Raw genomic sequence first — 15,745 nt, 5'->3', positions numbered from 1 at the left:
GACACACAGCATGCGCTGGAAGCAACGACCGCAAGGTTCCAACTGGGGCGACTTCGGCCCCGACGACCAGCTTGGCCGCGTCAACCTGATCGGCGCCGAGCAGGTGCGCAAGGGCGCGCGCGAGGTACAGGCCGGGCTGTCGTTCTGCCTGTCGCTGCCGCTGGATTATCCCGGCGGCAACAAGCTCAACCCGCGCCGCCATCCGCCAGTGCTGCGCCCCACCTTCCGCGACGACATACCCTATGTGAACTTCCCGCTGGCCAAGGTGAACCCGAGCGCCACCGACGTGATCAGCGACGACCAGGTGCTGCTGTCGCTGCAGTACTCCACGCAGTGGGACTCGCTCGCCCACGTGGGCGCGCTGTTCGATGCGGATGGCGATGGCCGCCCGGAGCGGGTCTACTACAACGGCTATCGCGCCAACGAGCACATCGTGGGCCCGGTGGACTACGCGGAGGACGATCATTTTGCCGCGCACGCCTGCGGCCACGACCACAGCGAGGCGCGCACGCTCGGCATCGAGAACTTCGCCGTCAAGGGCATGCAGGGGCGCGGCGTGCTGGTAGACCTGGCCAATGCGTTTGGCCAGGATTTTCGCAACGTGGGCTACGACGATCTGATGCACGTGCTGGAGGCCGACCGGGTGGAGGTGGAACCCGGTGACATGCTGTTGCTGCGCACGGGCTTTGCCGAAGTGGTGCTGTCGATGCAGCGCGAGCCGGACGAAGCCGTGCTGCATCACAGTTGCTGCGCGCTGGACGGCCGCGACGACCGCCTGCTGAACTGGATCACCGATGCGGGCATCGCCGCGCTGATCGCCGACAACTACGCGGTGGAGCGCTATCCCGCGCGGCCCGCGCCGGCCGACCAGCCGAATCATCCGCTGCTGCCGCTGCACCATCACTGCCTGTTCAAGCTCGGCCTGCCGCTGGGCGAACTCTGGTACCTGAAGGAGCTCGCGCAGTGGCTGCGTGCCAACCAGCGCTCGCGCTTCATGCTGACTGCGCCACCGCTGCGGCTGCCGGGCGCGGTGGGCTCGCCCACCACGCCGATCGCGACGGTGTAGGCACCACAAGAAAGCAAGTCAACAAGACCAAAGCTGGAGGAGACCACCATGAACCGAAACCACTCGCTGCTGCGCCGCCCGCTGGGCGCGCTCGCCATCGCCGCCGCGTTGCTGTGCGGCGCAGGACAGGCTGATGCGCAGCCGGCCAAGGCCGGCATTTCCGATGACGAGGTCAAGATCGGCCTGATCCTCGACATGAGCGGCCTGTACGCCGACGTGACCGGGCGCGGCAGCGCCACCGCCGCCCAGATGGCCATCGACGATTTTGGCGGCAAGGTGCTGGGCAAGAAGATCGAGCTGGTGGTGGCCGATCACCAGAACAAGGCCGACATCGCCGCCAGCAAGGCGCGCGAGTGGTTCGATACGGGCCACGTCGACGCCATCCTGGACGTGGCCGCCTCGGCACCGGCGCTGGCGGTGCTGGAGGTCGCCAAGCAGAAGAACAAGATCGTGGTGTTCTCAGGCCCCGGCACCGAGCGCATCACCAACGACCTGTGCACGCCGGTCTCAGTGCATTACGCCTATGACACCTACGCGCTGGCCAATTCCACAGCGCGCGCGGTGGTGCAGCGCGGCGGCAAGACGTGGTTCTTCCTGACCGCCGACTACGCCTTTGGACACACGCTGCAGGAGTCCGCCACCGCCGTGATCAACGAGACCGGCGGCAAGGTGCTCGGCGCGGCGCGCCATCCCATCGGCGCCAGCGATTTTGCTTCCTACCTGCTGCAGGCCCAGGCCAGCAAGGCGCAGGTGGTGGGCCTGGCCAATGCCGGCGGCGATGCCGTCAACGCCATCAAGGCGGCCAGCGAATTCGGCCTGACCAAAGGCGGCAACCAGCGCATGGCGGGGCTGCTGCTGTACATCAACGACATCCACGCCATCGGCCTGAAGACCGCCTCCGGGCTGCTGCTGACCGAGGGCTTTTACTGGGACATGAACGACGCCACGCGCGCGTGGTCGCGCCGGTACTTCGAGAAGCTCAAGAAGATGCCGAACATGAGCCAGGCCGGCACCTATTCGTCGGTGATGCATTACCTCAAGGCGATCCAGGCCGCGGGCACCGACGAAACCGCTGCCGTCATGAAGCAGATGAAGGCGATGCCGATCAACGACTTCTTCGCCAAGAACGGCCGCATCCGCGAGGACGGGCGCATGATCCACGACATGTACCTGTTCGAGGTCAAGACGCCGGCGGAATCGAAGTACCCATGGGACTACTACAAGCTGCTGGCCACGGTGCCCGGCGACCAGGCCTTCATGCCGGTGGCCAAGTCGCAGTGCCCGCTGCTCAAGCGTTGAAGTCCTTGCCGTATTTGAAGCATTGAGAGAGGCTCCATGCAACACGCAGCTTACCTGCGCGGCGCGGGCAATACGCGCTTTGGCCGCGTCGAGGGCAGCACGCCGCTGACGCTGATGGCGCAGGCCACCGACGCCGCGCTGGCCGATGCGGGCCTGGCCCGCGCCGACATCGACGGCGTGCTGTGCGGCTACGCCACCACGCTGCCGCACCTGATGCTGGCCACGCGCTTTTGCGAGTACGCCTCGCTCGATCCCGCCTACGCGCACGGCGTGGCCTCCGGCGGCGCCACCGGCGGCGTGATGGCCATGCTGGCGCGCGAGCTGGTGGGCGCAGGGCGCTGCCGCAACGTGCTGGTGGTGGCCGGCGAAAACCGCCTCTGCGGCCAGAGCCGTGACCAGTCCATCCAGACGCTGGCCCAGGTTGGCGAGCCGGACATGGAAGTGCCCAACGGCGCTAGCGTGCCGGCTTACTACGCGCTGCTGGCCTCGCGCTATCTGGCCGAGACCGGCATGCACGCCGACGCGCTCAGCGGCTTCGCGGTGCTGATGCGCGAGCACGCGGCGGGGCACCCCGATGCGCACCTGCGCGAGCCGCTCACGCTGGATGCCGCACGCGCCGCCAGGCCCATCGCCACGCCGCTGCGGCTGTCGGACTGCTGCCCGATCTCCGATGGCGCGGTGGCGCTGGTGGTGTCCGCCGAGCCGGGCGGCGGCACCCCCGTGCGCATCACGGGCGCGGGGCAGGCGCATCACCACCAGCATCTGTGCGCGCTCGACAGCGTGATGGCTACCGGCGCCGCCGACGCCGCGCGGCGCGCGCTCGCGCAAGCGGGCAACACGATCGGGCAGATCGACTACCTGGCGATCTACGACTCGTTCACGATCACGCTGGCCATGCTGCTGGAAGAGCTTGGCATAGCCGCGCGCGGCGGATCGCCGCAGCGGCTTGCGGCAGGCGACTTTGCGCGCGACGGCGCGCTGCCGCTCAACACGCACGGCGGCCTGCTTGCCTTCGGGCACTCGGGCGTGGCCGGCGGGCTGATGCATCTGGCGGAAGCCACGCGGCAGCTTGCGGGCAAGGCTGGCGCGCGCCAGTTGCCGCCGCGCAAGCGCGCGCTGTTTCACGCAGATGGCGGGGTGCTGTCTTCGCATGTCAGCCTGGTGCTGGAGGCGGCATGAGAACGCTTGCAATGCCCACCGCTTCGCCAAGGACGTCGCCATGAGCACTGACCATCCCTATCAAGCTGGCCTCGACGCGGGCGTGGTGCGCTATCAGGCGTGCGAGGACTGCGCCGCGTGGCAACCGCTGCAGCGCCATGCATGCCGCGCTTGCGGCAGCACGCGGCTGGCATGGCGCGACGCCACGGGCCGCGCTACCGTGCACAGCGTCACCGAAGTCGCGCGCGCGCCCACCGAGGATTTCCGCGCGCTGACGCCTTACACGCTGGTGCTGGCCACGCTTGACGAAGGCCCGCGCGTGATGGCGCATGCCGAGCCCGGCGTGACGATCGGCGAACGCGTGCGCGCGGGGTTCATGCGCCATGGCGAGCGCACGCTGCTGCGTTTCCAGCGCGAGTAGCCGCGTGGCACGGCGTAGCACTACGTAGCACGACGCAGCAACACACTTCGACACCCTGGAGACCGACATGTACCGAACCTTGCCGCTTCGGCGGCCCGCGCGCGCCCTGCTGATGGGCGCGATGGCATTGGCCGCCGTGCTGCTGGCCGCGCCCGGCGCGCGTGCGCAGGACTGGCCCACGCGTGCGGTGCGACTGGTTGTGCCTTACCCGCCCGGCGGCCCCACCGACATCGTGGCGCGCGTGGTCGGGCAGAAATTGTCGGAGCAGCTCAAGCAGCCCGTGGTGATCGAGAACCGGCCTGGCGCGGGCGGCAATATCGGTGCCGAGGCCACCGCGAAGGCCGCGCCGGATGGCTACACGCTGCTGGTGGCCACCACGGCGCACGCCATCAACATGACGCTGTTCACCAAGCCCGGCTACAACACGCAGCGGGACTTCGCCCCGGTCTCGCTGCTAACGCGCGGCCCGCTGGTGCTGGTCACGGCGCCTGCCACGCCGGCGGCCAATGTCGCGGAGCTGATCGCGCTGGCCAAGGCCAAGCCGGGACAAGTCAGCTTTGCCAGCTCCGGCAACGGCCAGTCCACGCACCTCGCCGCCGAGCTGTTCAACAGCATGGCGGGCACGCACATGACCCACGTGCCATACAAAGGCAGTGCGCCCGCGCTCACCGATGTGATGGGCGGGCAGGCCACGGTCATGTTCGACACCATGCTCTCCGCCATGCCCTTCGTGCGCGAGGGCCGGCTGCGCGCGCTGGCGATCACCGGCGCGACCCGCTCGCCCGCCGCGCCCGATGTGCCCACCATGGCGCAGGCTGGCCTGCCCGGCTACGAGGCCACCGCGTGGAATGCCCTGCTCGCGCCGGCAGCGACACCACAGGCCGTGATCGCCACCTTGAGCAGCGCGCTGAAGGCCGTGCTTGAACAGGAGGAGGTGCGCGCCAAGTTCGCTACGCAGGGCTTCGCCGCGCAATGGACGGCGCCTGGCGCCACGGCGCAGTTCCTGACCGGGGAGATCGACAAATGGGGCAAGGTGGTCAAGGCCTCCGGCGCCACCATCGATTGAGCCATTCACGCTGTTCCCCCAAGCCGGACATGCCGGCCTTTGATTCCGGATCGCACTCATCATGAACCAGACTTTGCAAGCCTTGCTGGCACCGCGCTCGATCGCGGTGATCGGCGCCTCCGACCATATCCACAAGATCGGTGGCCGGCCCATCTACTACATGCGCGAGCATGGCTACGCCGGCAAGCTCTTCCCGGTGAACCCGCAACGCGACACCATCCAGGGCCTGCCCGCCTTTGCCTCGCTCGATGCACTGCCCGAGGTGCCGGAGCTGGCCATCATCGTGGTGGGCGGCGACGCAGCGGTGTCGGCGGTGCGCGATTGCGCACGGCTGGGCGTGGCGGCCGCGATCGTGATCGCCTCGGGCTTCGGCGAAGCCGGCGAGCAAGGCCGCCGCCAGCAGGACGAGATGGTGCGGGTTGCCACCGGCGCGGGGCTGCGCCTGGTTGGCCCGAACAGCCAGGGCCTGGCCAACTTCGGCACCGGCACCATAGCCAGCTTCTCCACCATGTTTATCGAAGTGCCCCCGCAGGATGGCCCTGTGGCCGTGGTGAGCCAGAGCGGCGGCGTCAGCGCCATGGTCTACGGCCTGCTGCGCGGCCAGGGCATTGGCGTGCGCCATATGCACGCCACCGGCAACGAGGCCGACATCACGGTAAGCGAGCTGGCGCTGGCCGTGGCGCACGATCCCGATGTGCAGCTGATCCTGCTGTACCTGGAGAGCCTGACCGATCCGGCCGTGCTGGCGCAGGCCGCCGCGGTGGCGCGCCGCCGTGGCGTGCCCATCGTCGCCGTCAAGGCGGGCCGCTCCAGCGCGGGCCAGCGCGCGGCGGCGTCGCACACCGGCGCCATGGCCAATGAAGACCGCGCGGTGGGTGCCTTCCTGGCACGGCACGGCATCTGCCGCGTGGATGATGCGCACGCGCTGGCGCGCTGTGCGCCGCTCTACCTGCGTGGCTGGCAGGCCAGCGGGCGGCAGCTGGTGGTGGTGAGCAATTCCGGCGCGAGCTGCGTGATGGCGGCCGACGCGGCGGAGCCGCTCGGGCTTGCGCTGGCGCCGCTGTCGCAGGCCACGCAGGCAGCGCTGGCGCAGCGCCTGCCCGGATTCGCCTCAACGGCAAACCCGGTCGATGTCACCGCCGCGCTGCTCACCAACAGCGGCCTGTTTGGCGACGTGCTGCCGCTGGTAGCCGCCGATCCGGCCGCCGACCTGCTGCTGCTGGATATCCCGGTGGCGGGCATGGGCTACGACCTGCCACGCTTTGCACGCGACGCCGCCAGCTTTGCCGACAGCGCCGGCAAGCCGATTGCCGTGGCGGCCTGGCAGGCGCCGGTGGCAGCTGCGTTCCGCGCGGCCAACGTGCCCACCTATGCCAGCGGCGCCGAGGCGCTGGCTGCTTTCGCGCAACTGGTCACGCACCAGCAGCTGCTGCGCGATGTGGCCGCGCAAGACACGGCCGTAGGCGCGCATCGGCCCGCGGCCAGCGATGCGGCGGGCGCTGCGTCGAGCGCTGCCGGGCACACGCTGAGCGAGGCGCAGAGCCTCGCGCGCCTGGCGTTGGCCGGCATCCCGGTGGTAGCGCACAAGCTGTGCCAGAGCGTCGATGAGGCGGTCGCGGCCTGGCGCGAGCTGAAAGGGCCCGTCGCAGTCAAGGCCAGCTCGCCGCAAGTGCCGCACAAGAGCGAGCACGGCCTTGTCGCATTGAACTGCAACGATGAACACGCGGTGGCGCAGGCCTTTCTCACGCAGACCGACATCCTGGACAAGCTCGGCGCGACCTGCGAAGGCGTGGTGGTGGCGCGCATGGAACGTGGCCAGCGCGAATGCATGGTGGGCGCGCACTGGGACCCGGTGTTCGGGCCGGTGGTGCTGGTGGGAGACGGCGGCAAGTATGTGGAAGTGCTGCGCGACACGGCCGTGCTGCTGGCGCCGTGCAGCGAGGCCGCGGTGGCGCGCGCCGTGGCCGGCCTGCGCATTGCGCCGCTGCTGGCGGGCGTGCGCGGCGAGCCGGCTGTCGATGTGGCGGCGCTGTGCCGCATCGCCGTGCGCGTGGGCCAGATGATGCTTGAGGCCGACGGTGCGATCCGCTCGATCGACCTCAACCCGGTGATGGTGAGCGCGGGCGGGGCGGTGGTAGTGGATGCGCTGATGGAGGTGGCAGCGCACGCTGCGCCAGCCTGATCGTTTTCCAGGCAGTCTCAGTTCTCAGTAGACGTCGCGCCGATACCGGCCCTGCTCGCCAAGGCGCAGCAGGGCCTCTTCGCCCAGCACGTCCGCCAGCGCCGCGTTGACGCCGCCGGCCATGCCCTTGAGGCTGCCGCAAACGTAGATGGCCGCGCCGGCTTCGATCCATTCCCGCAATGCGCCGGCCGATGCGCGCACGGCGTCCTGCACGTAACGCAGCGGGCCGCCATCGCGCGAGTAGACCAGGTCCAGCCGCTGCAGCACGCCATTGGCCTGCCATGCGGCGAGCTCAACGTGGTGGAACGCGTCGTGCTCCGCGGTGCGCTCGCCAAACAGCAGCCAGTTGCGATGATGCCCCGCAACGGCGCGGGCCTTCAGGTGCGCGCGCAGGCCGGCCAGGCCAGTGCCGTTGCCGATCAGGATCAGCGGGCGATCGTCCGCGGGCGGATGAAAGCCGCGATTGGTGCGGATGCGCAGGGCGATGCCCGCGCCCGGCTGCGCATGCGCGGTGAGCCAGCCGGATGCCAGGCCGAGCCGGCCATCGTCATGGCGCGTCTGGCGCACCAGCAAATCCAGTTGCCCGTCGCCTGGCAGCGAGGCAATCGAATACTCACGGTGCGGCAACAGCGGCAGCGTATCCACCAGGCGTTGCGGCGTGACGCCGTCCAGCGCGGCAAGATGCGGATCGGGCAGGACGATGCGCGTGGCGAGCGCCTGCGCCAGCGTGGTGGATGCGCCATCGCAGCGCACGGCGGTATCACCATCCAGCGAGAGCTTTGCCAGCACGCGCGCCACCTCGGACGGCGCAAGGCGCGGGCCGATCTCGGCGATGTCGCCGGCCTGCCACGACGGCGCGCCCTGGCCCACGGTTGCCGGCACCAGCGCAAGATGGAAGGCCGGTGCGCCCGGGCTGCCGGGATTGAGCAGTCTGCGCTCGTGCAGGCGCCAGTCGGCATAGCGGGGCTTTTCCCAGTCGGCGATTTCGGCGCCGCCGCTCAGTGCGCTGAGATGGTTCTGCCAGTGGCGCAGGGCCCCGGCATCGCCATTGTCCACTTCCACCATGTCGAAGAGCGCCTGCGCATGCTGGCGCTGCATCCATGCCGACAGCGCGTGGCCGAAGGCGCAGTAGTTCGCGTAGCTGCGGTCGCCAAGCGCGAGGATGCCGTAGCGCAGCTCGCGCAGGCCACCTGCGCCGGCGGCGGCCGTCAGGCGGCGTGCAAAGCCCGAGGCGCTGTCTGGCGCATCGCCCTCGCCCGTGGTGCTGACCACGAACAGCGCCTGGCGGCAATGGGCAAGACGCCCGGCCTCCAGCTGGTCGAACGACAACAGCTGCGCGGGCACGCCGGCATCCTGCAGCGCTTGCGCGGTCTGCAATGCAAGCTGCTCGGCAAACCCGCTCTGGCTCGCATAGGCCACGATCGTGGCGCCGTCCCTGGCCTCCGATAGCTGGCCGGCGCGCGCATGCCGCTGGCGATGCCGGCCGATCACGGCGGCACAGAACCCGGCATAGGCTATCACCACGCCGGCTGCCATGCCGGCGCGGCTGGGCGCGAGAAAGCCCAGCGCGATGCCAGCCACACCAGCCAGCGCGCCCAGCAGGATCATGGCGTCGATGACGCGGATGCGCTTGCGGGGATTGCCGGCATGGCCGGTATTGCTGGAACTGCCGGCGTCGCCGGCGTGGCCCTGCCGGCGCGGGCTGGCAGCGGCCGGCGGGTCCATCGGCAGGGAGGAGGCAGTATCGGGCGTAGTCATGACAGCATGGCCTCGAAGGCCGGCGACAAGCGTTCGTCGAAGCCATCGCTGCGGCGGATCAGCAAGCGCGCGGCCAGCCCATGGCGGCGGGCAAACACCATGCCCGCCTCGGGGCCCAGCACGGTCAGCGCGGTGGACAGCGCATCGGCCATCATGCATTGCGGATGCAGCACCGTGACCGAGGCCAGCGCGTGGCTGGCCGGGTAGCCCGTGCGCGGGTCCAGCGTGTGCGCATAGCGGCGACCACCGCTATCGAAGTAACGCCGGTAGTCGCCTGAGGTGGCAACCGACAAGCCATGCAGCGCAACCAGTGTCTCGTGCCCCGCCGCGCCACCGCCCGGCGGCGTTTCCAGCGCGACCCACCACGGCATGCCGTCGGGCTTGACGCCATGGCCGCGCAGCTCACCGCCGATTTCCACCAGGTGGTTGTCGATGCCCTGCGCGCTCAGGTAGCGCGACACCGCATCCACGCCGAAGCCCTTGGCGATGGCACAGAAATCCAGCCGGATGCCGCCGGGCTGCTGCACGCGGCTGCCAGCCTCGTCGATGGCGATGCGCTGCCATGCGCATTGCGCGCACGCCTGCTCCAGCGCCGCCAGCGCGGGCGCTTGGGCACGCTGTGGCGCCGGGCCAAAGCCCCACAGGTCGACCAGCGGCCCCGCGCTGGGGTCAAAGGCGCCGCCGCTGTCACGCGCCACTTGCAGCGCGGCCTTCAGCACGGTGAAGCAGTCGGCTGGCAGCACCTGCCAGCTGCCGGCCGCGGCGCGGTTGAAGCGGCTCACGTCCGAGGCTTCGTCCCAGTTGCTCATCTGCGCGACGACCTCGGTCAGCACGGCGCGGATGCCGGCGTCGAGCGTGTCTTGATCGGCTGCCACGGGTGATGCGGCCCATGCCACCGACCATGTGGTGCCCATGGTCTCACCTTGCCGCCGGCACAGGCGTGACGCCGCGGCAGGCACGGGCGGAACAGCGCCAAGCGAAAGGGGAACCAGGACACGCTGCATAAGAGACGGACGGGAGACGGAAACGACGAAAACACAAAAAAGCCCCCCGGGGGGCTTAGAGGCTGTTTCAAAATGAAGCGAAGCGGTTCTGGCTAGGCGCGCGGCCGCAGACAGTACAAGTGGTACGGCCAAGGCCGCGCAACGACGCCAGAATCTTTTTGAAATGGCCTCTTAGGGCTTGCGCAGGTGACGGGACTCACGCCCCGCCGCCTGCCGGTGTGGTATTGCGCTTACTGCGGCAGCACTTCCACCGTGGCCGCATAGCTGGCGCGGCGCGCCGTGGCTTGCTTGACGGCAACCTTGTCGTCGCGCACCTCGGCTTCCATCCAGTACATGCCCGGGGCCGGCCACTTGACGCTGAACTTGCCGTCGGCGTCGGTGGTAAGCGCCATTTCCTGCAACTGGTCACGGTAACGGATACCGCCCGGCACCACGGCTACCTTGACGTTCGCGGCGGGCTTGCCGTCCAGCAGCAGGCGGAAGCTGGCGGCGTCGCCGGCGACCAGGTCGTTCGGGTGGGTAACGGGCGCCAGCTCCAGGCCGCGGCCAGTGGTCTGCAGCACCTTGGCGGTGGGCTTGCCCGCCGTCACGAAAGCTTCCAGGCGGCTGTCGGCCTGCGTCACCTGCAGGTCCTGCGCGCCGGCCGGCACCTCCTTGGCGAAGGCTTCCGGCGAACCGCGCCAGCGCTTGGCCTGGCCGTCCACCTTGTAGCTGGCAAACAGGCCGTGGTTGACCATGGCCACCTTGTAGGTGCCGGGCTGGGTCAGGTGCACGTCGAAGGTGCTGCGATAGCGGCCGGTGCTGGCGTTCTCGACCTTGGCCGCGGCGCCGTCCGGCGCGGTCACGGCAAGATTATCGAGGCGCAGCGGCACGTGCTCGAAGTAGAACAGGTCGTTCGACACGGCGGCGTCGACGGTCACCCACGGGTCGCTGCCCGACAGCACGGTCGCCGACGGCAGCAGCCACTGGCGGTGTGCGTGGGCGGCCAGCGGCATCAGCGCGGCCAGGGCCAGCGCGGCGGCCCGGACGGACAGTTTGGTGGCGAAGGTCTTCATCGTCATGCTCCTATTCCTCTTGCTATTGCAATTGCTATTGAATGCAGGGCGGGTTGATCGGTTCGGGGCTCAGGGCTTCAGGGCTTCAGGTCGACCGAGACGCCGCCAAGCTCATGCTCGCCCTTGGCCTTGGCCGAAGCGGCTGCCTTCGGCGGCCAGGCAAAGGGCACGCGCAGCAGCTCGCGGCCACCGACCTCGCGAGCGGCTTCCACCACGAGCTGGTACTCGCCGGCGGGCAGCTTGCCCAGCGGGGCCTTGGCATCCGAGAAAGTGAGCGTGTGCTCTCCGGCCGCGCGCGTGGCGCCGGAGATGCCATCGGCGGGCATCTGCATGTCGCGCCCGGCCTTGCGCCACCACTGGCGCATGTCCTTGAGCCACTTGGTGCCTTCGCCGTCCTTGTGCTTGACGTCATACCAGACGGCCAGCGTGGCGGCCGGGCTCTGGTCGGCGCGCTCGATCCACATCGAGACATAGGGCCGGTGGTATTCCGCGACGTTCAGGCGCGGGATCTCCACCTTGACGTTCATTTCGGCCGCCACGACCGGGCTGGCGAACGGAGCCGCGGCCAGGCCGGTAAGGGTGACGGTAAGCAATCGGCGCATAACGGGACCTCGTCTTTGAACGGTAAATGGGATCAGGTGATCGCTAGTGATCGTTAGTGGATGAACAGCAGCGCCAGCAACAGCGGCACCACCAGGCCCAGGCCGACCAGCGGCCAGGTCGCCATGCGGCCACCGGCGTGCAGCTTGAGCAGGAACAAGCCGGTCACGCTGAAGATCAGGCAGGCCGCGGCGAACACATCCAGGAACAGGCTCCAGGCGCGGCCGGTGTTGCGGCCCTTGTGCAGGTCGTTCAGGTAGGAGATCCAGCCGCGCGTGGTCTTCTCGTACTGCACCTCGCCGCTGTCCAGCGCCACGCTGACCCAGGCGTCGCCACCCGGGCGCGGCAATGCGACATAGATCTCATTGGCCTGCCACTCGGCTTCACGGCCATGGGCGTTGATATCGAGTTCCTGCGACAGCCAGTCGGCCAGCGCCGTTGGCACCGGGCCCTTGTCTGCGTGCGTGGCCCTGCGCAAGGCCGCCGTGAGGCTGGCTGGCGCGCTCGCCGTGCGCGTGACTACTTGTGCTCGAGCCTCGATCTGGCCAGCGTGGTTGAGCGTAAAGCCGGTGACGGCAAACAGCAGCATGCCGATCAGGCACATTGCCGAACTGATCCAGTGCCACTGATGCAGGTGTTTGAGCCAGAAGGCCCGGCGCTGCTGGCCTGCCCCTAGCGATGTTTCAGTCATGTTTGTTGATCTTCCGGCGCCCGGCAAGCTGCTTCTCCGGTGCCTCACTGGTCAGCTTGCCGCGTCCGCGCGGAGGTGCCGCGCCCCATGCCAGGTGACGTCCCAGGCAGATAAAGCGAAAGGATAATGGTTCTCATTTGAAATCGCAATGCTTGCGCTGGCGATCGGGCATTACGTTCCATTACACGCGCCACACTCGGAACGCCCCTTGAAGTGCAGCGTCATCCGCAGCAGGAAGATCATTTGTGCAGCCGCAAGCACGTCAATGCCAGATTCCCCTGCAAGCCTTGCCGCACCTGGGAAATCCCCTAGCGAGGGATCGTCAAGTTTGTCCTCCGTGCCGCCGATATCGCGTCAGCAGTGCCGTAAATCGATACTTAGAAAAGGGGGGGGAGAGAATGCTGGAGCACCTGAGCCTGAGGAAAAAATTGCTGTTGCCATTGCTGCTGAGCTGGGTCTGCCTGCTCGGGCTGACGCTATGGGACGCCTGGCAGATGCGCGAGCTGCGCCTGGCGGAGAGAAAGCTCGACCTGGCGCACGTCACCGAAACCGCGCTGTCCATGGTCCAGTCGTACGAGGCACTGGGGCGCAGCGGCAAGCTGCCGATGGAAGAGGCCAAGCAGCAGGCCCTGGAGCGCGTGCGCGCCATCCGCTTTGGCGAGGACGGCTACTTCACCCTGATGCGCTCCGACGCGGTCGTGGTGATGCACCCGTTCAAGCCGGAAATGAACGGCAAGAACATGGAAGACACCAAGGACCCGAAGGGCACTTATCTGTTCCGCGATATTGCCGCGATCGGCAAGGGCCCGGGACAGGGCTACGTGCAATACCTGTGGGCCAAGCCTGGCGCCGAGGCGCCGCAGCCCAAGCTGAGCTACGTGGCGAATTTCAAGCCGTGGGACTGGAACTTCATCGCCGGGGTCTACCTGGACGATATCGACGCGGCGTTCCGCCAGGCGCTGCTCAAGTCGCTGGCCTTGCTGCTGGGCATCGGCACGGTGATGACTGTGGTGGTGGTGCGCATCGCCAACGGCCTGCATAAACAGCTGGGCGGGGAGCCGGCGCTGACTTCGCGCATCGCCGCGCGCATCGCGGAAGGCGACCTGGCCAGCGAAGTGCACACCGCTCCCGGCGACAGCCACAGCGTGTTGTTCGCCATGCAGCAGATGCAAACCCGCCTGACCGGCGCCATCGGCAGCATCCGCGGCTCGGCGGATTCGATCGCCGGAGCGGCCAGGGAGATCGCCACCGGCAACGCTGACCTGTCGCGCCGCAGCGAAGAGCAAGCGGCGTCGCTGGAGCAAACCGCAGCCAGCATGGAGCAGCTCACCGGCACCGTGCGCCAGAGCGCCGACAACGCGCGCCAGGCCAGCCGCCTGGCCGAGGGCGCATCGGAGATCGCGGTGCGCGGCGGCGTCATCGTGGGCAAGGTGGTCAACACCATGGGCGAGATCAAGGCCGCCTCCGGCAAGGTGGTCGACATCATCGGCGTGATCGAAGGCATCGCTTTCCAGACCAATATCCTGGCGCTCAACGCCGCGGTGGAAGCCGCCCGCGCGGGCGACCAGGGCCGCGGCTTCGCTGTGGTGGCCGGCGAGGTACGCAGCCTGGCGCAGCGCAGCGCTACCGCCGCAAAGGAGATCAAGGCCTTGATCGGCAACTCCGCGCAACGGGTGGATGATGGCTCGGCGCTGGTGGAGACCGCCGGGCAAGCCATGGATGAGATCGTGGAAGCGGTCAAGCGCGTGACCGACCTGATGGGAGAGATGCGCGCCGCCACCGAAGAGCAGACCGGCGGCATCGAGCAAGTCAACCAGGCCGTGACGCAGATGGACCAGATGGCGCAGCAGAACGCCGCGCTGGTGGAGCAGGCAGCCGCCGCGGCCGCCTCCCTCGAAGACCAGGCAGATGCGCTGCACCGCGCCGTTGGCACGTTCCGGCTGGCGGGCGCCTGAGATCCGCATAGTGCAGTAACCAGCGGCGCCCCGAAGCTTGGCATGGCGGGCGCCGCCATCGCGCGCTTGACTGCGCGCTTCGCGTGCGCCGGGGACTTTCCCCGCTTGCCCGGCGCACGTTTTCTTCTTCCGCGTCCCCTCCCGGTGTTTCCTTCCACGCTTGTGTGCAACTGGCGGCCGCGCCGCCCGCGAAGCCCTTCCGAAATAAGTTGAAAATTTTCCTTGTAATGAGATTAATTCCCATTTACGATGGCTTCACTGACTGACGCAGGCAAGCAAGACGAACCCGGCGCCAGGCACCAGAACACAGCAGGGCCAGCGGCAAGTTCGCGGCAACCAGAATTTTGAGAGGCCGCAACGCGGCATCCATTACCGTCTTTTGTGGGGACCGCTCCGTACCGCGGAGCGTTTGGCAGTAGCCAGTCGCCGGAGGATCGGGAAAGCAACCAGACCCCGCTTTCCCGATCGGCTCTTCGGCCGACAAGCCAAGCCATTTTTTTATTCCGCAAGCCGTGCGCCACGGCTTGCAGCAGCGGGCGGCCTTCCTTTCAGGATGCCGCCCGCTGCACGCCTACGGTTGGAATCGCGAACGCCCGCCCAATGCGCGTGACGGCGCGGCCGGCCCGGACACCTTCATTTCCGATCGATGCGCCCCGTGCGGGCGCCAAGCCGCAGCATGCTGATGCCTCCCGACAGTACCGAACCCATCGACCTCAAGCGTGCCGGACTCAAGGCAACGTCGCCGCGCGTTCGCGTGCTGGAAGTCTTCCGTGCCAGCCTGCGGCGCCACCTCAGTGCCGAAGACGTCTACCGCATCCTGCTGGCCCAGGAAGTCGACGCCGGCTTGTCGACGATCTACCGCGTGCTCAACCAGCTGGTGCAGGCCAACATCCTGTTGCGCCACAGCTTCGAAGCCGATCACGCGGTGTTCGAACTCAACGAAGGCGGCCACCACGACCACCTGATCTGCGTGGCCTGCGGCCGCGTGGAAGAATTCCGCGACGAAGCCATCGAAATCCGCCAGCGCGAAGTGGCAAGCGCCAATGCCTTCGTGCTGCGCGAGCACATGCTGGTGCTATACGGCCTTTGCCCTGGGTGCCGGGCCGACAAATCCATCAACTGATAGGGCCTTTGTTCCACCGCCCCCATTGCCGGAACCACGGCCTCGCCCGTCCCCGCCCGCCGCGGGTGCCGGTGCGCAACCGGAGTCCATCATGGATCGCCAGACCAAGCCCCTGACCGAACTCAAGCGCCTGCTCAACGATTGCCTGCATGCGCAACCCGGCTGCCAGGGCTGCCAGCTGCACGCCGTGTGCGTGCACCGGCCGGACCACACGGGGTGCAACTGGAGCGCGGAGGTCGATTTCCCCGGGACGAGCGAGGAAGAAGCGATACGGAGCTTGCCGCTGGCACGCCGGGTGGTCGTGATGGTCAGGGAGCGCTTCAATGTCGAGCGGATGAACATGGGCGAACCGGGCTTGAGCCTGGCT

At 68.3% G+C, this 15,745-nt stretch carries 14 protein-coding genes; 9 read left to right on the top strand and 5 right to left on the bottom strand.

Annotation, left to right across the window (positions count from 1 at the left end; all coding sequences use genetic code 11):
- Positions 1 to 10: 10 nt before the first annotated feature.
- The 6 genes from AC1RWI_RS05505 (at position 11) to AC1RWI_RS05480 (ending at position 7,192) form a co-directional block, all read left to right on the top strand.
- Positions 11 to 1,066 (top strand): cyclase family protein, encoded by a 1,056-nt coding sequence (locus tag AC1RWI_RS05505; protein ID WP_492865043.1) that lies wholly within the window; start codon positions 11 to 13, stop codon positions 1,064 to 1,066.
- A 48-nt stretch (positions 1,067 to 1,114) separates the two neighbouring features.
- Positions 1,115 to 2,365 (top strand): ABC transporter substrate-binding protein, encoded by a 1,251-nt coding sequence (locus AC1RWI_RS05500; RefSeq protein WP_043357364.1) that lies wholly within the window; start codon positions 1,115 to 1,117, stop codon positions 2,363 to 2,365.
- A gap of 36 nt (positions 2,366 to 2,401) precedes the next feature.
- The gene (locus tag AC1RWI_RS05495) at positions 2,402 to 3,544 is read left to right on the top strand and encodes a thiolase family protein (protein WP_492865041.1); all 1,143 of its coding nucleotides are present in this window, start codon (positions 2,402 to 2,404) and stop codon (positions 3,542 to 3,544) included.
- A gap of 40 nt (positions 3,545 to 3,584) precedes the next feature.
- Positions 3,585 to 3,944, top strand: a complete 360-nt coding sequence (locus tag AC1RWI_RS05490) for a Zn-ribbon domain-containing OB-fold protein (protein WP_043357366.1) — start codon at positions 3,585 to 3,587, stop codon at positions 3,942 to 3,944.
- 67 nt (positions 3,945 to 4,011) lie between these two features.
- Positions 4,012 to 5,010 carry a tripartite tricarboxylate transporter substrate binding protein gene (locus tag AC1RWI_RS05485; RefSeq protein WP_052495215.1) on the top strand — a complete coding sequence of 333 codons (999 nt, stop codon included), beginning with the start codon at positions 4,012 to 4,014 and terminating at the stop codon, positions 5,008 to 5,010.
- 61 nt (positions 5,011 to 5,071) lie between these two features.
- Positions 5,072 to 7,192, top strand: a complete 2,121-nt coding sequence (locus AC1RWI_RS05480; RefSeq protein WP_492865038.1) for an acetate--CoA ligase family protein — start codon at positions 5,072 to 5,074, stop codon at positions 7,190 to 7,192.
- A 24-nt stretch (positions 7,193 to 7,216) separates the two neighbouring features.
- Here the strand turns inward: AC1RWI_RS05480 and AC1RWI_RS05475 are convergent, their stop codons facing one another.
- The 5 genes from AC1RWI_RS05475 to AC1RWI_RS05455 form a co-directional block, all read right to left on the bottom strand.
- Complete coding sequence (locus AC1RWI_RS05475) at positions 7,217 to 8,800, bottom strand: sulfite reductase subunit alpha (RefSeq protein WP_492865242.1); 1,584 nt, start codon at positions 8,798 to 8,800, stop codon at positions 7,217 to 7,219.
- 146 nt (positions 8,801 to 8,946) lie between these two features.
- Positions 8,947 to 9,954 (bottom strand): FAD:protein FMN transferase, encoded by a 1,008-nt coding sequence (locus tag AC1RWI_RS05470; protein ID WP_492865036.1) that lies wholly within the window; start codon positions 9,952 to 9,954, stop codon positions 8,947 to 8,949.
- A 230-nt stretch (positions 9,955 to 10,184) separates the two neighbouring features.
- Positions 10,185 to 11,009: a DUF4198 domain-containing protein gene (locus AC1RWI_RS05465; protein WP_043358620.1), complete on the bottom strand. Its 825-nt coding sequence runs from the start codon at positions 11,007 to 11,009 to the stop codon at positions 10,185 to 10,187.
- 77 nt (positions 11,010 to 11,086) lie between these two features.
- Entirely contained in the window at positions 11,087 to 11,611 is a 525-nt protein-coding gene (locus AC1RWI_RS05460; RefSeq protein WP_043357371.1) for a DUF2271 domain-containing protein, read from the bottom strand.
- 53 nt (positions 11,612 to 11,664) lie between these two features.
- Entirely contained in the window at positions 11,665 to 12,300 is a 636-nt protein-coding gene (locus AC1RWI_RS05455) for a PepSY-associated TM helix domain-containing protein (protein ID WP_043357374.1), read from the bottom strand.
- A gap of 398 nt (positions 12,301 to 12,698) precedes the next feature.
- Here AC1RWI_RS05455 and AC1RWI_RS05450 point away from each other — a divergent pair, with 398 nt between their 5' ends.
- The 3 genes from AC1RWI_RS05450 to AC1RWI_RS05440 all read left to right on the top strand — a co-directional run.
- Entirely contained in the window at positions 12,699 to 14,255 is a 1,557-nt protein-coding gene (locus AC1RWI_RS05450) for a methyl-accepting chemotaxis protein (protein ID WP_043357427.1), read from the top strand.
- A gap of 676 nt (positions 14,256 to 14,931) precedes the next feature.
- The gene (gene fur, locus AC1RWI_RS05445; protein ID WP_492865033.1) at positions 14,932 to 15,378 is read left to right on the top strand and encodes a ferric iron uptake transcriptional regulator; all 447 of its coding nucleotides are present in this window, start codon (positions 14,932 to 14,934) and stop codon (positions 15,376 to 15,378) included.
- Positions 15,379 to 15,469: 91 nt separating this feature from the next.
- Positions 15,470 to 15,745: hypothetical protein (locus AC1RWI_RS05440; RefSeq protein ID WP_492865031.1), on the top strand; the 276-nt coding region annotated here is incomplete at its 3' end.

Source organism: Cupriavidus sp. MPR-AND1C (assembly GCF_058809705.1).
This window is presented reverse-complemented; position numbering and strand designations above follow the sequence as displayed.